Annotated in this window: 18 protein-coding genes; 15 read left to right on the top strand and 3 right to left on the bottom strand. The window is 39.2% G+C overall.

What is annotated here, in order from left to right; all coding sequences use genetic code 11:
- Positions 1–387 precede the first annotated feature (387 nt).
- The 4 genes from ACE01N_RS04685 (at position 388) to ACE01N_RS04670 (ending at position 4,700) form a co-directional block, all read left to right on the top strand.
- Entirely contained in the window at positions 388–1,218 is an 831-nt protein-coding gene (locus tag ACE01N_RS04685; protein ID WP_380585329.1) for a hypothetical protein, read from the top strand.
- A 258-nt stretch (positions 1,219–1,476) separates the two neighbouring features.
- Positions 1,477–2,013: a GNAT family N-acetyltransferase gene (locus ACE01N_RS04680; protein WP_380585328.1), complete on the top strand. Its 537-nt coding sequence runs from the start codon at positions 1,477–1,479 to the stop codon at positions 2,011–2,013.
- An 841-nt stretch (positions 2,014–2,854) separates the two neighbouring features.
- The gene (locus tag ACE01N_RS04675) at positions 2,855–3,586 is read left to right on the top strand and encodes a hypothetical protein (RefSeq protein ID WP_380585326.1); all 732 of its coding nucleotides are present in this window, start codon (positions 2,855–2,857) and stop codon (positions 3,584–3,586) included.
- 769 nt (positions 3,587–4,355) lie between these two features.
- Complete coding sequence (locus ACE01N_RS04670) at positions 4,356–4,700, top strand: toxin-antitoxin system YwqK family antitoxin (protein ID WP_380585324.1); 345 nt, start codon at positions 4,356–4,358, stop codon at positions 4,698–4,700.
- A gap of 353 nt (positions 4,701–5,053) precedes the next feature.
- Here the strand turns inward: ACE01N_RS04670 and ACE01N_RS04665 are convergent, their stop codons facing one another.
- Positions 5,054–6,991, bottom strand: coding sequence for a monovalent cation:proton antiporter family protein (locus tag ACE01N_RS04665; protein WP_380585322.1), 1,938 nt, complete (start codon positions 6,989–6,991; stop codon positions 5,054–5,056).
- Between the two features lie 196 nt (positions 6,992–7,187).
- On the opposite strand from ACE01N_RS04665, the gene mtnA reads away from it, so the two are divergent.
- From mtnA to pelA, 10 genes are all read left to right on the top strand, one after another.
- Positions 7,188–8,297 (top strand): S-methyl-5-thioribose-1-phosphate isomerase, encoded by a 1,110-nt coding sequence (mtnA, locus tag ACE01N_RS04660; protein ID WP_380585320.1) that lies wholly within the window; start codon positions 7,188–7,190, stop codon positions 8,295–8,297.
- Positions 8,298–8,885 (top strand): class II aldolase/adducin family protein, encoded by a 588-nt coding sequence (locus ACE01N_RS04655; protein WP_380585318.1) that lies wholly within the window; start codon positions 8,298–8,300, stop codon positions 8,883–8,885.
- A 124-nt stretch (positions 8,886–9,009) separates the two neighbouring features.
- The gene (locus tag ACE01N_RS04650) at positions 9,010–10,401 is read left to right on the top strand and encodes a B12-binding domain-containing radical SAM protein (protein ID WP_380585316.1); all 1,392 of its coding nucleotides are present in this window, start codon (positions 9,010–9,012) and stop codon (positions 10,399–10,401) included.
- Positions 10,402–10,589: 188 nt separating this feature from the next.
- Positions 10,590–11,105, top strand: coding sequence for an RNA polymerase sigma factor (locus ACE01N_RS04645; RefSeq protein WP_380585314.1), 516 nt, complete (start codon positions 10,590–10,592; stop codon positions 11,103–11,105).
- Positions 11,089–11,517 carry a hypothetical protein gene (locus ACE01N_RS04640; protein ID WP_380585312.1) on the top strand — a complete coding sequence of 143 codons (429 nt, stop codon included), beginning with the start codon at positions 11,089–11,091 and terminating at the stop codon, positions 11,515–11,517. Before ACE01N_RS04645 ends, ACE01N_RS04640 begins: the two co-directional genes overlap by 17 nt.
- A gap of 140 nt (positions 11,518–11,657) precedes the next feature.
- Positions 11,658–12,185 carry a hypothetical protein gene (locus tag ACE01N_RS04635; protein WP_380585309.1) on the top strand — a complete coding sequence of 176 codons (528 nt, stop codon included), beginning with the start codon at positions 11,658–11,660 and terminating at the stop codon, positions 12,183–12,185.
- A gap of 308 nt (positions 12,186–12,493) precedes the next feature.
- Complete coding sequence (locus ACE01N_RS04630; protein ID WP_380585307.1) at positions 12,494–13,765, top strand: oligogalacturonate lyase family protein; 1,272 nt, start codon at positions 12,494–12,496, stop codon at positions 13,763–13,765.
- Between the two features lie 72 nt (positions 13,766–13,837).
- Positions 13,838–14,116 (top strand): TfoX/Sxy family protein, encoded by a 279-nt coding sequence (locus tag ACE01N_RS04625; RefSeq protein WP_380585305.1) that lies wholly within the window; start codon positions 13,838–13,840, stop codon positions 14,114–14,116.
- Positions 14,117–14,350: 234 nt separating this feature from the next.
- Positions 14,351–14,947, top strand: coding sequence for a dihydrofolate reductase family protein (locus ACE01N_RS04620; protein WP_380585303.1), 597 nt, complete (start codon positions 14,351–14,353; stop codon positions 14,945–14,947).
- A 243-nt stretch (positions 14,948–15,190) separates the two neighbouring features.
- On the top strand, positions 15,191–17,524 hold the full coding sequence (pelA, locus tag ACE01N_RS04615; RefSeq protein WP_380585301.1) for a pectate lyase: 2,334 nt from the start codon (positions 15,191–15,193) through the stop codon (positions 17,522–17,524).
- Positions 17,525–17,528: 4 nt separating this feature from the next.
- Here the strand turns inward: pelA and ilvA are convergent, their stop codons facing one another.
- Positions 17,529–18,785, bottom strand: coding sequence for a threonine ammonia-lyase (ilvA, locus tag ACE01N_RS04610; RefSeq protein ID WP_380585299.1), 1,257 nt, complete (start codon positions 18,783–18,785; stop codon positions 17,529–17,531).
- A 284-nt stretch (positions 18,786–19,069) separates the two neighbouring features.
- Here ilvA and ACE01N_RS04605 point away from each other — a divergent pair, with 284 nt between their 5' ends.
- Positions 19,070–20,806, top strand: a complete 1,737-nt coding sequence (locus tag ACE01N_RS04605; RefSeq protein WP_380585297.1) for a carbon starvation CstA family protein — start codon at positions 19,070–19,072, stop codon at positions 20,804–20,806.
- Here the strand turns inward: ACE01N_RS04605 and ACE01N_RS04600 are convergent.
- Positions 20,803–22,080 (bottom strand): O-antigen ligase family protein, encoded by a 1,278-nt coding sequence (locus ACE01N_RS04600; protein WP_380585295.1) that lies wholly within the window; start codon positions 22,078–22,080, stop codon positions 20,803–20,805. The genes ACE01N_RS04605 and ACE01N_RS04600 overlap by 4 nt on opposite strands.
- Positions 22,081–22,110: the final 30 nt, after the last annotated feature.

Raw genomic sequence — 22,110 nt, 5'->3', positions numbered from 1 at the left:
ATACGTAAGCAATAAAGAAATTATTATTTCAGAAGACTGGTTTTCACGATTTTATTAACACTATGTTCTTCTCATATTCCCATGAAACATATATTACAAATGTTAAAAATAAAATTTTAACATTTACCTGCTAAGCCGGTTTTTCAGCGGGATTCATTAACATTTATTAAGTCTTAATAAGCTACTACTAAACCGCAAGGCTTGACTTTTATAATGGGTTGTCATACATTTGGTTACAAGAAACCCTGTTACCCGTCCCCCATCAATTTACCTTCATAGAAATTTGTATTGAGCCTATTACATTAAGCTCAGGAGGACTAATAAATTTATAGAATATATTTTTTTAAATAACCAAATATCCGAATTTCAATTTTTAAAAAATAAATTATGAAAAAAGCTATTTTCATTCTAGCGTTGTTAATATTAACAGTAGTCTCACATGGACAAAACATTAAAGAAAATTCATATGACATAATACAAAACATACAACTAAAACCAAACACGGTTGCAAAATTCTTTGAGATTGACAACAGAGGTAATTTGCAAACAGACACAATTTTTATTGCTAGTGAATATTTTATTTTTAAACCTTTCTATGAAGAAAATATAAATGGAAAAGATTATGTTATAATTAAATTCCCCAACTTTAGCGGTAATAGTAATAGCGGGAAAATGAGTAAACATACTCCCGCAATTGGAGGTGTTGCCAAGGGAACAGTAAGAGTGGAGCTTTCTGAAGCATATAATGGTAAAATTCTGGCAATATCAAAAGAAGATTTTGATAAGCTACTCACTAATAATATTTATAAACGAAATATTCATATTACAGGTGGGATTCTAACTCTACCTTTTAAATTTAGAGGTAAAGTCGGGGAAATTCCTCGTTCTATGACAACCGATGTGACATTGGGTCCATACGTAGGCCCTCGAATGAGATTATCAAGAAAATCAGACTTTTTTGTAACCATGCCTTTTACCTTAGGTCTAACATTTATTAACGTAAATAACAGTAATACTTCTCCAACAAATCCTAGTAACAACCAAAACGAAATTGTTCCTGGACTAACATTGGGATCTGGGCTTGTTTTTCAAATAAGGCAATATGAATTCGGTCTTATTGGTGGCTGGGATTTTGGGACAGGGACAGCTGGTTCAGAGTGGATATATAATGAAAAGCCTTGGATATCGTTTGCAATTGGGTATAGCTTCTTAAAATAAAACTAGCTCTAAAAATTTATAAACTTCACTTAATTTATTATGATAGCCAGTCATTGAATTATATACTGTAGTTAACAAATGCTCTATCTCCTCCCCAACCAGCAAAGCCAACGGCTTAGTTTCCGTTTACTACAGCGCAGTGATTTTAACAACCAAGGCACTGATCAGAAATAATAATAATAATAATAAAATAATCTTAAGCGCCTTTCTAAAATGGGAATAAGCTTATAATTCAATTTAAAAGCTTAATTTTAGTGCATGAAATACCTCCTCTCCAATCAGCAAACCAAACGACTTAGTTTCCGTTTACTGCAGCACAGCGATTTTAATGTCTGGCTAACCTTTTTTGAGCATCCGGATGCGGCGGCCTATTTAGGTATGCAGGATATTGGTTCTCCAATGGAACAATGTGAAGCCTGGTTTAACAAGGTTGAAGGCAGATACAAAAACAATACAGGTGGCTTAAATGTCCTGGTTGAGAAAAGCAGTGGCAGATTTGTAGGTCAGTGTGGCCTGCTGGTGCAGGAAGTTGATGGTAAAGAAGAACTGGAGATCGGCTATTCCCTTTTACCGGAATTCTGGGGCAAAGGCTATGCCAGCGAAGCCGCCCGCTTTTGCAGGGATTATGCCTTTGAACACAACTTCAGGGACTCACTTATTTCCATTATTCATGTAGATAACATCCGGTCAGAGAAGGTCGCCCTGAAAAACGGAATGACCATAAGCAAACAAACCACCTATCACGGATTACCAGTGAATATTTTCAGGATCACGAAGAAGGAATGGGAGAAATAGTGACTCATCCCGGTTCATTTAAAATTGAACGGTTTGCATACAGTGCCCCTCTCTCTCACGATTGTATCGTGACAAAAATTGGTTGTCCATATCAATAAATCTATTGAGATGACTGTGGCAATTCGCGTTGACACAATGTGCGCTGGACGCTGGAAAGGGTGCGGAATTGCGTGTAGGAAATCACCATGCTAAAAGTATCGGTAAATTTATTGCGGTTCTTTTCAGCAAGCATTTTGCGCCACCGCTAAAGCTTAAGGCGGCACGCGGTTGAATCCTTTTGATGCATCAAAAGGATTAACTGGGTGAATTTCGAGTGGAATGAGAAAGAGGGTGTTAAATCCCTAAAGACCTGTGCTAAAAATGACTCACCCCGGTTCATTTTAAATTGAATGCCTGATATATACTGCCCCTCTCTATCTACAACTTCGTTGTGACAAAGAGGGGTGCCCCACATTAAAAATCTGTTGGTACGGTTGGACTCCGGATGGAGTCCTATGTATGTAGAAATCAATTCGATTACAATCGTATGACCCCGGATGGGGTCAAACAGTGCGGACAGCTATGTCACCGGATGAATATAACCGGTATTGCAAATTTCAACCGGTGAATGTGTGCCAGGTGATCCACCATTAAACATTTGCCGGTTGATATTATTACAAATTGGTGCTTATAACATAACGTAGTTTTCCCAAGACGCTATAAATAGACGTCTCTATCCAGTTCATGCTTGTTTAACGGTTCAGAATATTTTATATCTTTAGGCTCATGAAATGTGTGTAATTGTCTGTTGAAATTCTTGTAAACATTTTATACTCATAAGTAATAAAACTTAAATTCAACTATGAAAATTATAGTTACTATAATCATACTTATTAATTGTATTACGATTACTAATTCTCAGAATATAGACACTACTAAGCTTGGTGATAATTCGGACTATGAGCTTATTCCCTGTAAAAAGAATCATTATGAACCCACAAGATGCAGAATAACTCTTAATAGCGGCTTTGCATATATTTTTTCAAAAGCCAGTTCTGATATACCCACTGAATATAAAAATTATTACGATGCATTAAGGTCCGGTATTAACTATAGTGGTGATGCTACTTATTATTTGACTAAAAATATAGGGATAGGATTTAAATTATTACGATCTTATTCTCATAATAGAATGGACAATATAGTCTCTATCGATGAAGATGGAAACAGACACTACGGTAACAAAAGTGATAAATTGAGTATTAGTTTTATAGGACCTTCCATTTCTTCCAGATTCTACCACAATGAAAATATAATTTTAGCGAATGTATCAATAGGTTATATAGAGTACTCAAATGAGAGAGTGATAATTGAAAACTACCCTATTACAGGTTATACATTTGGATTAACCTATGATTTAGGGTATGATTTTCATATTTGTCAAAATATTTATTTAGGTTTTCAGCTATCACTTATTTCAGGTTTTTCATATCAGTTTGAATCAGGAAATAGTGAGTTGCTAAATATTATTAATACTGAATTTAAAAGTCCGCTCAGATTTGATATTTCTACTGGATTGAGGTATTATTTTTGAATATTTAATTTGACAACTGACTTTTTCATATAACATAAGAAAATTTTCAAGCAATTTCTTTATATCAACCAACAAACCCAGCGGTTTCAGTTCCATCTGATATAAGGAAGAATGTTCTGAGTTTATCGAAGCAGGGTGTTAAACCCCAATAGGCTGGTTTTAAACATGACGCACCCCGGTTCATATTAAAACCGAATGTTACCAATACACTGCTCTCTTTCACGACTGCATCGTGACAAAGATGGATTGTCCAAATTAATAAATCTTTCAGTACCGGTTGGACTCCGAATGGAGTCCTATGTTTGTAGAAATCTGCAGTGCTACAAACGTGTGACCCCGGGCGGGGTCATACCTTACGCACCGGATTTTCACCGGATGAATATAACCGGTATTGCAAATTTCATCCGGCGAATGTGTGCGGTGTGAACCAGCTATTAAACATTTGCAGGTTGTTATTATTACAAATTGGTGTTTATAGCATAATGTAATTTTTCCCGAGACGCGATAAATCGACGTCTCTATCCAGATTCCTTCGTTACAAAGAGGAAAAAATCCATATTAAATAATCTGTTACTACAGTTGGACTCCGGATGGAGTCCTATGTTTGTATAAATCAATTCGATTACAAACGTGTGACCCCGGAAGGGGTCAAACATTATGCGACGAATTGTCACCAAATAAATATAACCGACTTATAGATTTCATTAGGTGAATAATTTGATTCAGGCACATTAATTGCATATGCATTAAAATACAAATACCAGAAGCTATGAACCGAATAACTACACTACTAATGATGGCTCTGTTAGCTTTATCGGGAAGTATGACCGGTCAGATTTTTACGGATAAAGAAGGAAATCCTTTTTCAGGGATATTCAGAACCTATTACAGAAATGGTTCAATTAAAAGCCAGACATACTATAAAGATGGAATGCCTGTAGGTTTAATGCAGGAATGGCATGAAAACGGTGTGGTCAAAAGTGAGAAACACTATCTTCATTTAATGGGAGAACCGGTTATTAATGGTCCTGTGTATGCCTGGAACTCTGACGGGAAACTTATTTTGGTGAAGAACTATATGTGGGGTAAACTTGACGGGGAATGGATAAGATAAGATGCAGCAGGTAAAATTATTTTCCATGCTGTTTTTAGAAATGGTAAACATATCTCAGGAGATAAAATAAATATGTATCCTCACCCTCCTCCAAGGATGATACCATATGCATCCTGCAGATAATTGTTTATGTAATTTCTTATTGCAATTCCACCGACTTTCTCTATCTCAACTATGTTGTGACAAAGAGGGGAAATCCATATCAAAAAATCTGTTAGCACGGTTGGACTCCGGATGGAGTCCTATGTTTGTAGCAATCTACAGTTCTACAAAAATGTGACCCCTGATGGGATCATACATTGTGCGACAAATAATCACCGGTTGAATATGAAGGCTTATAAATATTAACCGGTTTATTCCGTGGAATCATCGGATTCAAATTGCAGGCTCACCTTATTCAGGCTTTCCAAAGATCCGACCACGGTAAGCACATCACCTTTACGTAAACGGGTGTAACCGTGTGTGATAATAATGTTCCCTTTTCGTTTAACAGAAAGAATCAGCACATCAAGCGGAAGTCGAAGGTTACGCAAGGCCATGCCAAACAAGCTTTTATCTGCAACTGTGACATCCAGGGTATCTTTATCAGGTTCCATTCCCATTAATAAGGATGTAGCCAATGGTGACCGTACAAAGTGCTGTAATAAATTTACAAATGCCGTTGAAGGGTCAATGACCAATGCACCCAAATCATAGAATTTCTTCAAATTTTTTCGGTCCGACAAACGCACGATAACAACTTTTTTTCCGATATTTTCATAGATCCATTCCGTGATCTGATAATTTCCCTTATCGGAATGAAGCAACACCATGGTGTCAAACCTCTTCAAATCCAGTCGTTCCAGTTCTTCAGCCTGAATACCAGAAATATAATGCATATTTACACTCGGTATTTCATCCACCACTTCTTTCGGTTTACGTGTAGCCACAGACACTTTCCAGTTATTTTTAATTAATTCATAGGATAAGGCAACCGATTGGTTTTCATAGCCAAAGATTAAAACACGGTGTGAATTATCGTAAGTATCCTTTGCCAGGTTTCGGTTTTCTCCTACCCTCTTTATGGCCCATTTGAATAAAGGCGGACCTATCAACTGATTTACAATAATAACGGCAACAATGATGGTAGCCGGCTCATTTCCCCATTCCGGAAAACTTTCCGCGACCACCATAACCAAAGCCAGACTAACGCCTGCCTGCGTCACATAAGGCATCCAGCCTATCCGTCTGAATAGTTTCGGATCACCGGCAATAATTCCCCCCAATAACGACCCTCCTATCATGCCAATTAAACGGATGAAAAAAAACAGCAATGCAATTTTCCATGCATTGGCTAACACATCAATGGACATCATGGATCCTGCCAGCGTAAAAAATGCCGCGTAGATGGCCGGACCAACCTTTTCAACAATAATCTGGAATTCTATGCGCTGTCTGGAATAATTTACAATAATAAAACTGACTAAAATACAAACCAGTAAAGGCTCTATCAATATCTCAAACGGCAAATAGAGCTGACTTAAATGATGAATATAGCGTGAAAGCGGAAACGTTAGATACCCGAATCCAAGCAGAACTGCAATCTTAATATACTGATGAAGCTTTAAGGAAAAAAGAAATCCCATAACTTTGGCTAGCAAAACACCCATTCCAAAAGTAGCCAGAAGTTCAATAAACAGTTCAACCATCAGAAAATAACTAAACCCAACACCTTCCACAAGGGTATTGGCGATAGAAAAACAGATGGCAAAAATAAGAATGACCAGTACATCCTTTATCACTGTAACACTGATAGCCGTTTTTGTAAACCTTCCTTTTGCCCGCATCTCATTCATTATGGCAATAGCAGATGAAGGTGAACGGGCAATAAAAATAGTTGCCGTAAGGATGGCAACAGCCAGCACATTATTATGTGATAAGTCTGAAAGAAAGGGTATAACAGGGGCTAGCAGAAGTATCAGAAAAACAGATACAGCAAACGTAACCACTAACTGACCAAAGGTATTCCATAAAATACTTTTAATGCTGCTAAGAATTTCTTTCATATATAGCTCAACACCCGCTGCAAAGGCAATATAAGCCAGAGAAAAATCATTAATAATCTGAAGATTTGGAATGGCTTTATTGGAAACAAGTTTTAAAAAAAACGGACCTACGATAACTCCTGAAATTAAAAACCCGGTAATCAAAGGCAATCTGATTTTTTGAAAGTATTTTGCTATTTGCGAACTTCCAATCACAACCCAGAAGAAAGCCAACAGAAAAAACAAAAAACTTTCAAACTTTAACATAAGGCACTTTTTCTGTAAGATAACCTTTACTGGTTAGAAATGCAAAACTATGTGTTGCCATTTTATTAATTGGGAAACATACAGATAATTAAGTTATAAACATGATCATTTAATATTCTCAATAAATTTTAAAATTTACCTTTTAATAAATATCTTGTGGTGTCTGATCCCAACAGAAAAATTTAAAAATTAATTAATGAATATTGACGGCAAACATTACCGTACCATTTGGATAAAAGAAGATAATGTCAAGGTCATTCAAATCATAGATCAAAGTCATCTACCCCATAAATTTGTCATCGAAAATTTGAAGTCGGTGAATGATGTTGCCATAGCTATCAAAGACATGCTCGTAAGAGGCGCCGGACTGATTGGAGCAGCAGCCGGGTTTGGTATATACTTAGCAACATTGGAGGCTCCGGACGATAACTCCTTTGACGGGTATATATACGAGGCTGGTGAGAAATTAAAAGCCACAAGACCAACAGCAGTAAATCTTTCCTGGGCCGTGGAAAAACAATTAAAGGCTATAAAAAATGAAATTTCCATTCCTGAAAAAATTTCCATTGCGTATAAAACGGCCATAGAAATTGCAGATATGGATGCGGATTATTGCAGAAGAATTGGCGAACATGGTCTTAAGCTTATTGAAGAAATAAGCAAAAACAAGAAAGGTAAAACTGTAAATATACTTACCCATTGCAATGCTGGATGGCTGGCGTTTGTTGATTACGGTACGGCCACATCTCCGGTATATGCCGCATTTGATAAGGGAATTGATGTGCACGTGTGGGTAGATGAAACCCGTCCCAGAAATCAGGGTGCAAGTCTCACAGCTTGGGAACTGGGCAATCATGGTGTTCCTCACACCATAATAGCGGATAATGTTGGTGGTCATTTAATGCAGCATGCCCTGGTCGATCTGGTGATTGTAGGGTCAGACAGGACAACCTGTACCGGAGACGTAGCCAATAAAATAGGGACTTACCTGAAAGCCTTAGCCGCAAACGACAACGATATACCTTTTTACGTGGCCCTTCCCTCATCAACAATTGACTGGAAAATAGAAGATGGCATCAAAGACATACCAATTGAAGAACGGGGAGCTGAAGAAGTAAAATATATGTCAGGGCTTTGTGATGGAGAAATAAAAACGGTATTGTTAACTCCGGTAAACAGCAATGCCACAAATTTTGGTTTCGATGTGACCCCGGCACGTTTAATTTCAGGACTTATTACTGAAAGAGGAATATGTGAGCCAAACAAAGAAAGTATTCTTACATTATTTCCCGAAAAAAGACCTTGAATGGATGAAGGATATATAAAATTCAATTGCAACTGGATAAAAGCAGCTCCCTGCCCGAAGCAGCAGATCGAAAACATTAATGCATGGAGAGACAGGTTGTATCAGCTTGGTTTAATAGGTGCATACCCAAACGGTATCGGGTTTGGCAATATAAGCATCCGGTCTGATGGGCAGACCTTTGTCATAACAGGTTCAGCAACAGGCAACTTTAAAAGACTGGATGAATTTCATTATGTTTTGGTCACTGAATACGATTTGATGCAGAACAGCCTGACGTGTTCGGGCCCCATAAAGGCCTCTTCAGAATCCTTATCCCATGCTGTAATATACGAAAGTTCATCGGAAACAAAAGCTGTAATCCATATTCATAGTATGGAAAAGTGGAAGAAATACATCCATAAGTTTCCTACTACAAAAACGGACGTATTGTATGGAACGCCTGAGATGGCTAACGAAATAGAAAGACTTTTCAGGGAAACAGATGTTCCTGAGAAAAAAATTATAATCATGGGCGGTCATGAGGAAGGAATCATAACCTTCGGAAAAACTTTGGATGAAGCAGGGAAGCTCCTTTTGGATTTGCTGTAGAAGGATATCCGTCTCATTCTCATTATTCAGCCCTTATTCATTAAATTATCATAAAGCACTGTCAGCTGGTGTTGATATATCATCCTTTAGTTGTAACTTCTGAGCCTATTTAAAATATACGTTCATGAAAATTCTGCTCATCTCCCCTTGTCCGGAGAATAATCAACGCCGTAATTCGATGGCCATACCACAGCTAACACTTTCCTTAATTGCGGCCATGACTCCTGAAGAGCATGAAGTCGAAATAATTGAAGAGGTTAACAACGAAACAATTGATTTTGATGTTGACGTTGACATAGTTGGGATAACGCTTATGACCCAGACAGCTATCCGGGGTTATGAAATCGCCAATGAGTTTAAAAAACGTGATAAAGTTGTAATTTTTGGAGGAATTCACGCAACAGTCATGCCCAACGAGGCGATCAGATATGCAGATGCTGTTGTTATTGGCGAAGCTGAAAACGGCCTGTGGAATCAAATTCTGAAGGACATTAAATCTCATAGTTTAAAGGAGTTTTACAAATTGGAAAAATTTCCGGATTTATGTGATTATATCATTCCGCGCAGGGATTTAATAAATACTAAAGCAGGTAAATTTGGTATTTCACCGATTGAAACCGGACGTGGTTGTCCCTATGGGTGTGACTTTTGCACAGTACCTTCATCGTTTGGAAAGAAACAACGGTTTAAGTCAATCGATCTGATACTTAAAGACATAGAATCGATAACAGACAAAGTATTGTTCTTTCTGGATGATAACATTGCACTCAATAAGAAATATGCTAAAGAGTTATTTACACGAATGATTCCATACAACAAATACTGGGTGGGTCAGGCATCAATTAATATTGTAAAGGATAAGGAACTGATGAAACTTGCCTATAAGAGTGGGTGCCGTGGTTTACTTATTGGTTTTGAATCGATGACGGAAAAAGGAATTGGCCAGTACAAAAAAACCTTTTCTTCTTTTAATGAAAATGTTGAAGCCATTAAAACGTTACAGCAAAATGGCATTATGACGATGGCTTCTTTTGTTTTTGGCCTGGACATAGATGATAAGCAGGTTTTTGAAAATACCTGGAATTTTATAAAAAAAGCTAAGCCTGCCTTTTTACAGGCGTGTGTATTAACACCATATCCCGGAACTGAAGTTTTTAAACGGATGAAGCAGGAAAACAGAATTCTGACGGATGACTGGCGGCAGTTTGATGCTAAAAAAGTTATTGTATCCCCCAAAAATATGAGTCCCGAAGAACTCCAATATGGTTATACTTCAATTAAAGATCAAACATATAGTTATCAATCGATTTTCAGCAGAGCAATACCTCATATTTTTTCAGGGTTGACTGAAGCAGCCCTTTACTTTTCATTAAATGGTGGAGCGCGGAAATGGCATAAAACAGGTTTAACCGCAGAAATATTCAGAAATAAACCGGAAAAAGCCGTTGATTTTGATGTAAGCAAATATGTTGAACCGATAAAACAGAAAATTACGTCCAAAACATACGTGCGGTAGTTCAAACAATATTTAGCCATTCTTAACATGACAGTCCTCTGATAGATTGCATAACTCATGTATCTTTTTTTCTATTAAACATGATATTTTAAGATTTAGTTTAATGCTACGATGCCTAAAATATTGAACTCAAAAAACAGTTCCGCTTTTTTGTTATGCATGCGTGTTTTTTTCGTTATTTAGATTAGATGAACGCAACAGAATTCAAACAACAGGTGATTTCACTATCGGACAGGCTCTATCCCATGGTCACTCGCATGCTGGGAAACGCGGAAACTGCAGAAGATGCCATCCAGGAAATTATGATTCGCTTATGGGATAAACGCCGGCAATTAAAACACCATCCGAATGTTCCGGGATTTGTGTTCTTAACGGCACGGAATTATTGTCTGGATCTTTTAAAGAAGAGCAAACCAGTATTTGATGATGCCAGCGAAAATCATATAACAAATGTTACTGAAAATAACGGACCGGCTGAGCTGGAGTGGAAAGAACTGAATGTTCTGGTTCAGGATATTATTAAAACCTTACCGGATCAGCAACTGGAAATCATTACACTCCGTGATCTGGACGGACTGGAATACAAAGAGATTGAGGGGATAACAAATCTGAACGTGGGGCACATCAGGGTGTTGTTATCCCGTGCACGAAAACAGGTTGCTTTGGAACTGAAAAAGATTTACAGCTATGAAGGAAAACATTGATAAACTGATTAAGACATACGAAGCAGGCGAAAGCTCTTTAGCTGAAGAAATGTTTCTAAAGGATCATGCTGAAGAAATAAATCATTCTCATAAGCCCTGGTTTAAATATATTCAACGCAATAAACACACGGCACCCCAACAATTCAATACATCCATTTGGGAAGCGATTCAGAGAAGAAGAAAAAACAAACAAAGGTTAAGCATTGGCATCCTGACAGCGGCTGCTTCTGTTGCCATCTTATTGTCGGTTTTTATTATTAATCCGCAGAAAAACAGGTTGAGCTACCAGGAAAAGGAAGCCATATTGAATGAAGCCTTAAGCATGTTCAATGCGCATAATACGACACAGCAGCAGACTCAAAATGTGCTGTATGAAGACGATATGATAGTCATCTATTTGGAGCAGGAATAATGGGTATCGAATGAAATGGGCTAAAGCCCAAATTAAGCTTTGGCTAATAAACCGGGCTTAAGCCCGGTTATATTTAAAAGAGATACTGCCGGACTTCAGTCCTATAAAACTAAAAATTAAACAATTAAAACATAACTCAAATGAAAAATCTTATTTTAACAGCATGCCTTATCATTCTTTCAGTGTCTATCCTGTCAGCACAGGATACAACAGCGGTCAGGAAAAACCTGGGAGAGCAGGAAAAACTGCAGATTAAATTAAAGACCGATGCCGATCCTGACTTTTATATTGATGGCGTTAAATACGATGCTAAAATATTCAATTTGCTCGATCCCAACAAAATAGAATCGGTCTCCGTTTTTAAAGGAGAACAAGCCTTGGAAAAGTACAATGCACCGAATGGAGTTGTTCTGATAACAACCAAGCTGGCGGCCAAAACCGATTCCGCTAAAACTGCGAAAAACATAAAAATCAAAGGCTATGGCAACACGGACAAAAAAGAACCAATGATAATCATAGATGGTGAAACATCAACACAAGACGCACTAACAAAGCTGAACCCGGATAAGATTAAATCGATCAACGTTTTTAAAGATAAAGCTGCAATAAAAAAGTACAACGCCCCGGAGGGTGTCATAATCGTAGAAACAAAAAAAGGTGAAAAATGACGAACTCCACTCATACGCATTCATTGAACCTTTATGACTACACTCCTCTCTTTTTTGATAATATTGTTAAAATAGGGGTAATTCATTTTAAGAATCTCTTGGTACAGTTGGACTCCGGATGGAGTCCTATGTTTGTAGCGATCTGAAGTTCTACAAACGTGTGACCCCGGATGGGGTCATACATTGCTTGCAACTGAATATTTCAATGCCGTTAATATTCACCCGGTGACTTATCTTTCCATCCCCTTTTGTTTTCATTTACTTATTTGATACATTTACTCTTTCAAATAACGAAATTTAATACCACCATGAAAACGGGATACACTTCACCAATACTTTTATTGTTACTGGCTTTAACAGGTTTATTGGTTTTTAACTGTAAACCGAAGGAAGATGTCCCTGTTCTGGAAACCGGTTCTCAAAGTCCAATGCCCAATCAGTGGATTGATAAAGATACACACCATAAACTGACCAAACTCACCAGGAATGACGGTGATAACCGCAGTTTCTATTTTCATAATAATCCCTTTCTACCTACAGCTGATGGCAAAGGAACCCTTATGGTATATTATGGCAGTCCTAGAGAGGGCGTATCCGATCACTGGTACCGGGGAAGAGAAGTTCGCCAACTGCATGTTATGAACCTAAAAACACTCAAGACAAAACAGTTAACCCACAATACAACGCCGATACGCGGAGAAATTGTCGCTAAAAAGCACAGGGAAGTCGTTTATCAAAGTCAGGATACTGTATTTGCTACCAACGTGGATGACAAAGCAACGCGTGTACTTTACATTTTTCCGGATTCGCTGAAGCGGACTGGAATTACAACCTTAAATGCCGACGAAACATTACTGGCCGGAGTTTTCAGCATCAGTGAAAAAGATTCTATTCTACGCCATCACCCCAGCAAAGGTGAATTCTTCAATTTAATATATGAAGCCAAACTTCCACATACCATCTTTACGGTAAATGTTGAGACCAAAGAACTCAAACCGGTAATTACCGATACAGCCTGGCTGAATCATGTGCAGTTCTCCCCTGCTGATCCTGATGTTCTGATGTTTTGCCACGAAGGTCCATGGCATAAGGTGGACCGCATATGGACCATCCGGATGGGTGAAAGCACACCTAAATTCATGCACGAACGCACCATGTACAGGGAAATAGCAGGACATGAGTTTTTCAGTCCCGACGGGCAAACTGTATGGTTCGACCTGCAGAAACCACGCGGTGAAACGTTTTTCCTTGCCGGAACCAATATTGAAACAGGGAACGAAACAGATTACGAAATGACCCGCGATGAATGGTCTATTCACTTTAATATTTCGCCTGATCAAAAATTGTTTGCAGGAGATGGCGGAGATGAAGGTCAGGTGGCACATGCTGAAAACGGCCGTTGGATCTACCTTTTCCGTCCTGATACGGATAACCATAAGCTTGTAAGTGAGAAACTGGTGAATATGCAGCACCACAACTACGATCTGGAACCGAATGTACATTTTACTCCTGATGGGAAATCCATTATTTTCCGGGCAAATTTCGAAGGTAAAAGCCAGATCTATAAAGTTGATATCTGATCCTAACGAGTCACCCGGTGAATATTGTAAGCAATGGCTACATTCACCAGGCGACTTAATAATATCTAAACTATGACAAAGCAAATTGACGTCTTAACGGAATTGCCCAATATTGGGAAGACACTTGCCAACAGGTTACACCAGATTGGTATTGACACACCCGGCCAGTTAGTACAGGAAGGTGCGGAAAATACATTCATAAAAATTCTTGCCGTCGATAAAGATGCATGCCTTAGCATGCTGCGTGCCCTTGAAGGAGCTGTACAGGGTATTCGATGGCACAATATAAGTCAATCCCGCAAAGATGAACTTAGCGAATTTCTTCTAAAGGCAAAACAAGGTAAATTATAATAATTTAAAAACGTTAAGTAACTTTAATGATATAGTTTTAAAATTGACATTTTTTCCTGTTTGCAGTACATTTGAATTCAGAATCTTTTCCCATTTATACTCAAAAATTTAACTTACAGATACTCAATTTACCTTGTTGAACTTTGGACAACAGTACGAGTGTTACTTATCTCTGTTCCGGAGCATTTTATCCGGCATACGAACAAGAATTTATAAAACCAAAATACGAACACGATGAGAAAACTTAAACTACAGGTTCAAATCTCGCTGGACGGTTTTATTGCAGGAAACAATGGAGAATTGGACTGGATGGAATTTAACTGGGATAATGAGCTCAAATCATACATTGAAAAGCTGACAAAACCGGTTGATTGTATCGTTCTTGGCCGGAAGCTGGCAGAAGGATTTATTCCGCACTGGGCCAACATAGCTGCTGAACATGAACATCCTGAACATGAAGCGGGTAAGAAATTTACAGACACCCATAAAGTTGTATTTTCCAAATCACTAAATCATACGGTTCCTGCAGCTTACGGTTGGGAAAACACCGTTATGGCCAACGGCTATCTAATCGATGAAATTAAAAAACTGAAAGAACAGGATGGTGGCGACATCATTGTTTATGGGGGTGCGGGTTTTGTATCATCACTCATAAAAGCCGGTCTTATTGATGAATATCACTTATTGGTTAATCCTTCGGCTATTGGTAACGGACTTCCTATTTTCAGGGAAATCGAAGAGAGTTTAAAACTAAAACTGGTAGAATCCCATGCATATAGTTGTGGTATCATCATCTTAAAATATGTGCCAGATGTTTCACACACGGATTAAGTGAGTTTGTGATAAGGATAAACAGCCTCATTAGATTATATAATCTATTCTACTCCCCACTATTCAAGATAAAACTGAAGGGACGAATTCAAATACGAAATCTAACGTTGCAATATAATTTGTATAAATTTTAGCCATTGAATCTTATTTTTAATTATATTGTAAACTAGTTTTCAAGTAATTAACCAAAATAATTACAGGATTAATATGTAAGCTCTCAACTCTCATCAAATACTTCATGCTATGAATTCCCATAAATCAACACATTACATTTTACCGGTAAAACGAATCTTAACATTTTCTTTGTTCTGGATACTTTGCTGGACAGTCGGTAATGCTCAGGCAACAAAAAGCATTAATAATGATGCACTGAAACAAAAGCAGGAAAAACTGGATGAATTTAAACGCACATTTTACTGGTGGCCGGAAATAAGTCAGAAATCCTACACATGGTACACATCAGACGAAGGGAAACAAATAATCGAAAATATACTATCGTGGCAGGATAACGGAACTGGCTGGCCTTTAATGAATACGGCCAGACGACCATTTACCGGAGATTCAACGCTTGCAGGTCCCTGGGGCATGAAAGCTGCCCTGGTAAAAGCAACATTAAACGAGATCCGGTTCATGGCACGGGCATATACAGCCACAAAAGACGAACGCTGTAAAACAGCATTGGAAGGTGGAATAAACTATATTTTGGATGCACAGCATAAATCAGGTGGCTGGCCACACTCCTATCCTTACCGTATGACGGATTATTCGCATTATGCCACTTACAATGATGATGTTATCCCCGATATCATGACGCTTCTATCGGAAATTATGAGTATGCCGGACTACAGAACAATTGGCGAGGATAAACTAAAACAGGTCAAAGAGGCCTATGGAAAAGGACTGGATTTTATCCTGAAAAGTCAGATAACAGACAATGGCGAACTGACAGCCTGGGCGCAGCAATACGATGAAAATACGTATGAACCGAAACCTGCGCGTGCATTTGAGCCGGCCGCCATCAGTGGCGGCGAAAGCGCTTCAGTATTATTGTTTTTAATGGATATCCGAAAACCTTCTAAAGAAGTGAAACAGGCAATTGAGGCCGGTGTAAAGTTTTACAATGACGTTCAGATTAATGGATTTAAAGTGGTTAGGGAAAATGGAGATGTTGTCATTGCAGAGGATAAAAACGCAGGTCCGTTGTGGGCTAGATACTATGAACTTAAGACGCATAAGCCCATTTTTGCGGGAAGAGACGGCATTATAAAATATAATCTTTCCGAAATTGAAAAAGAACGACGAACCGGTTATGCCTGGTACAATCAAAACGGCATAAAAGTTTTGAACCGGTATGCCAAATGGAAAAATGAACGCAAATGGGACAGTCAGCCAGCCACCAACACGGACGAGTCAAAAGTGGTTGAATACTCACTTCCGGATCCGCTTTTATCAAACGGTAAAAAAGTGAAAACCGTTAAAGTATGGGAAAAGAAAAGACGCCCGGAAATAGTTAAGCTGTTTGAAGAATACCAACACGGTAAAACACCAGATCATCCTATCAGAATTAAAAATGAGGTTCTGGAGAAAGACGTTCCCGGCATGAACGGATTATCAAAACGCACCCAGGTTCGCATTACCTTTCCTGATTACCCGGAAGCACATCCGATCCGGGTACTTCTTAATGTACCGGCAAATGCCACAGGTCCTGTCCCCACTCTGCTGCATATCAGTTTTACACCAAATCCCGTCCTGTTTAATGAACCGGGCATAGATGAAGATATGGCCTGGAACACCAGGTTAAAGATCCCCGTTCCGGACAAAGAATCGTGGCGATTACAGGATACTGATCCAAAGCATTTTATCGATCATGGTTATGGTATTGCCACCGTTTTTTATGGCGATATAGAGCCCGATTTCGATTCTGAAGGGAAATATGGTGTACGTTCCTGGTATAAACGGGATAATATTCAGCATCCTGATGACTGGGGAGCTATTGCCGCCTGGTCATGGGGACTGAGCCGCATTATGGATTATCTTCAGACTGATCCGGATGTGGATGGCTCAAAAATTGCTTTATCCGGCGTATCGCGCCTGGGAAAAACCGTAATATGGGCAGGAGCCAGTGATCAGCGTTTTGCTATGGTCATTCCGATGGTTTCGGGAGAAGGAGGAGCTGCGATAAGCCGCAGAAACTTTGGTGAAACCATTGCTGACCTTACCAATCCTCAGCGATATTATTACTGGTTTGCGCCGCGCTACAGCGATTATGCATTTCAACCGGATCAACTTCCTGTTGATGGCCACATGCTCATTGCCCTGATTGCACCACGCCCGGTATTACTGATTGTCGGACAAAAAGATACCTGGTCTGATCCCAAAGGTGAATGGGTTGCAGCAAAAGCAGCAGAACCGGTATATGAACTTTACGGTCGTAAAGGGCTGGAACAGGAAGAATACCCTGAACCTGAGAAACCGATATTAAATGATATGGGGTTTTACATGCACGAAGAAGGGCATGGTGTTTTTCCAAATGATTACCAGGTTATGACGGATTTTATGGACTTGCATTTCAAATAGACAATCAGATCAGGTAGTGAAAGAGATCCGGTTTTTCATTGATATATTCATATACGAAACCGTTGTCTGACATGCGTTTAATAAGGGCATTAAAGTCGTTTTTATCCGTCAGCTCAATGCCGACAAATGCAGGTCCTTTTTCGCGGTTATTCTTTTTTGAATATTCAAAATGAGTGATATCATCTTTTGGCCCAAGCACTTTATCCACAAAATCACGCAACGCACCTGCACGCTGCGGAAAGCGGATGATAAAATAATGTTTCAGCCCTTCAAACATCAACGAACGTTCCTTGATCTCTTCTGTCCGGGTAATATCATTATTACTCCCGGAAACAATACAAGCTACATTTTTACCTTTTATCTTATCGGCATAGTAATCGAGAGCAGCGATGGATAGTGCACCAGCCGGTTCCACTACAATGGCTTCACGATTATACAGCTCCAGTATTTTTGTACAAATCTTACCCTCAGGAACAAGCACGATATCATCCACCACTTTTTTACTGATCTCAAAAGGTAAATCCCCTACCCGTTGTACCGCTGCACCATCCACAAATTTATCAATCTGATCAAGCGTTACCACGTTGTTCTGTTTCAGCGATTCATACATGGAAGGCGCGCCGGCAGGTTCCACACCGATGATTTTGGTATTTGGGCTCACCTGTTTAAAATAACTACCAACACCACTTACCAGTCCACCGCCTCCAATAGGCACAAACAGGTAATCCAGCTGGCAGGTCGATTCCTGGATAATCTCCAGTGCAACTGTTGCCTGACCTTCAATAATTAAAGGATCATCAAACGGATGAATAAACGCCATATGGATTTCCTCGCAGTCCTTCATGGCAGCAGTGCTGGCCTGATCGTATGTATCACCTTCCAGTACAATATCCACAAACTGTTTTCCGAACATCTGAACCTGTTTTATCTTTTGCTTGGGAGTAGTAGTTGGCATATATATTTTAGCCTTTATACCCAGCTTAAAGCACGAATAGGCCACACCCTGCGCATGGTTACCGGCACTGGCGCAGACAACCCCGTTTTGCAGTTGATCCTTACTCAAACTTTTAATTTTGTTATAAGCACCACGTATCTTATAGGAACGGACAATCTGAAGATCTTCTCTTTTTAAAAATACGTTTGCACCAAACTGCTCCGATAAATTCAGATTTTCGGTAAGCGGTGTGGCACTGATTACTTCGTTTATGGTCAGTTTTGCTTTATTAACAGCCTGTAATGAAGGATAATAGGATTCAGCCATGTTCTGTTGATTAATATTCAGACAAAAGTACAGTAAAGTTTTTTGAAATTACACGTTAAAGGTTTCTAATAAACCAGCTTAAACAGGAACACTCTCTTACTAAGTTAAGTTCAGAAAGCCCTAAGTTTTAATTAAATATTTGCTGTAAACCGTCCTCCTTTCAAGGAGGACTTACCCTTAAAATTTTGTCTTACGTCTTGGTTCTTGTGTCTTGTATCTCTAAATTTCATCTTGCTTTTTTAGCAAATACCGCTAATTTTGAATATTAATTTGAAAAGCGGGTTATGGAAGTTTTATTATTAATGCTTCTCACATTTGGAGGTTACATTGCAGCTTATCATCTGTACGGTAAATTTTTATCGCGTAAAATCTTTAAAATAAATCCGGAATCTACAGTTCCATCGCACAATCTGAAAGACGGTGTGGATTTTGTGCCTTCGAAGAAGAAAGTCGTATTTGGCCACCATTTTACGTCAATTGCAGGAACCGGACCTATTGTAGGACCGGCTGTAGCCATCATCTGGGGTTGGCTTCCGGCTCTCATATGGGTATTTCTTGGCAGCATTTTTATGGGAGCCGTTCACGATTTCGGTTCACTTGTCATTTCTCTGCGAAACCAGGGGAAGTCTATTTCAGATTATACAGCCAAATACATGCACAAACACACCCGTTTTCTGTTTTTCCTGGTTGTGTTTCTGGAACTATGGATTGTGATAGCCATTTTCGGACTGGTAATAGCCATTATCTTTAATATTTTTCCGGCATCGGTATTTCCGGTTTTTATGCAGATCGCCATTGCAGTATGGCTTGGGCGTATGGTAAATATTAAAGGCCGAAACATCAATATTTATACGGCAATTGCTGTCGTTCTGATGTTTGCCACCATTATTGCCGGAGTATATATTCCGTTTAAAATGCCCGAAATCGCAGGAATTCCGGCAACCGGTATCTGGACCATCATATTGCTCATTTACGCATTTATAGCCTCAATCCTTCCGGTAGCGACTTTATTACAACCAAGGGATTATATTAATGCTTATCAGCTGATAGTGGTTATGTTGCTATTGGTTGGCGGTGTTATTGTGGCTTCGTTCAGCACAGATTTACATCTGGTCGCACCTTCAGTAAACATTGATCCGAAAGGCGCACCTAATCTGTTTCCATTCCTGTTCATTACCATAGCATGCGGAGCTATATCAGGCTTCCACTCCGTTGTTTCATCCGGGACATCGGCCAAACAACTGGACAACGAAAAAGACGCCTTGTTCGTCGGATACGGATCCATGTTGATGGAAGGAACGCTGGCTCTGCTTGTGCTCATTGCAGTTGCTGCCGGAATAGGCTTGGGATATACAACCGGCGATCAGACTCTGATCGGTATTTCTGCCTGGAATTCCCATTACGCATCGTGGCAGGCCGTCTCAGGTTTGGGTTCCAAACTTAATGCTTTTGTGGTCGGATCGTCAAATATGATAGAAACACTGGGAGTACCATACCAATGGGCACTGGCCATTATGGGCGTATTTATTGCTTCTTTTGCCGGAACCACTCTGGATACAGCAACACGATTGCAACGGTATGTAATCAGTGAAGTATTTACGGGCGTTAAACCCATGCAAAACAAATGGCTGGCCACGTTTATTGCGGTTTTTACTGCTGCTATCCTTGCATTTGCCAACGGGGCCAACGGTAATGGAGCCTTGAGTCTGTGGCCATTGTTTGGCGCTGTAAACCAGACGCTTGCCGCACTGGCACTTATTGTTATCACCCTTTACCTGAAGAAAAAAGGAAAGTTTTACTGGATGGTCTCAGGTCTCCCCGCTGTGTTCATGTCTGTTATGACCATTTGGGCACTTGTGGCAAATGAAGGGGATTTCTGGAGTGATAAAAACTGGCTGTTGGTCGTAGTTAATTTTCTGGTTATTGCCATTGCTTCAATAATCACGCTCGAAGGGGTAGGCCTGTTTATAATGCCATCACGAAAAATTAAAACGAAAAAGATTTCAGAGCCGTCGGTTTAATTTGTTTCGTTTTCCGGTTCAGGTTCTGAATGGAAATAAAAAACGGTATAAAAAATGGCCAGCATCATAATACCCCAATACCGGTTCATCATCGATTCAAAATACATACTGACACCAAATAACACAGCAAAAACAATCATCAGGAAATTCCTGCGTTTAATTCCAAACCAAATCAAAGTACCCAATATCCACAACAGAGACAGTAAACCAGGAATACCTGTTTCAGCCCAGGTATGCAAATACTGGTTATGCGGATTGATCCTCATTTCCTTCATTTTCATTAGCCCCTGTTCTTCATACTTTCGCTCCATTGTGCTGTAAAGATCTCCGTTACCAATGCCCAGAACCGGATGTTCCTTAATAATCTCCAATGTAACTTCCCGGGCTTTCAAACGCATACTATTTTCGTCTGAACCGGATGATCTGCCGGATAATATCTGAAATTGAGGGTTATAAGCGACGCCGCTCAGCAAAATCATTGCAACCAATATAAGCCAGTATTTTTTCAAATCCAGGTAATGTCTGTATCTAATGGTTAATACAATAAGTGTTATTGCCAAAATAATTGCCGACATCAATGCTCCGTTTGTTGAAAGAAGTATCAGTGTCATACTTTCCACGATGAATACCGGAATAGCAATGCGTTGAATGAGTATGGATTTATGTTCATGGATCAATGTAAACACGGCTATTGCAATACTTAAAGCAAGGAGAACACCTGTATATGTCGGGTGCATCAGAAACGAAAAATTATCACCCATTAAATGGTTGTTATGTATAACAGTATCCAGCAACACAGTATTGTCACCTGAAAAACCCGGTACAATGCAGAGCATTCCATCTCCAATTCTTGTAGAATGATACAAACCGGAAATAATGTAAAGTAAGGAAACAAGAAGAGTTCCCAGCACAAAAAACCGAACACCCTTTCTTGCCAGTTTTCTGCTGAATGAGGTGAATAAGAGCAACAGAGGAATAACAAGGAATGAGCTTTTCTGAATAAGCAAGTCAAATCCTCTTCCCGGATGTTTGCTGTAAATCAGGCTGATCAACATAAAGAGAAAATATGCAAATACGGGAAGAAAGTAAGCTATTTTTTCTTTTGAAGGACAGGTCCGTTCCTTTAAAGCTTTCCGGAACATTAATACGCCAAATAGTAATAATGGAATAATAGAAAACTGCCACCCGAACGGAAGGGTCATCATCAGAACAGAAAACACTAATTCATCAACAGTATCAAAGACATCAATAATCCGAACGGCTGTTTTATCCATGAGTTATCATTTAGCAGTAACAAAAATAAA

The sequence above is a fragment of the Quyinboa ferrireducens genome (assembly GCF_042436675.1).
In the GTDB taxonomy this organism is placed as follows: domain Bacteria; phylum Bacteroidota; class Bacteroidia; order Bacteroidales; family UBA5342; genus JBHJHP01.
Note: the sequence above shows the minus strand (reverse complement) of the source record. Positions and strands in the feature narration are given on the sequence as shown.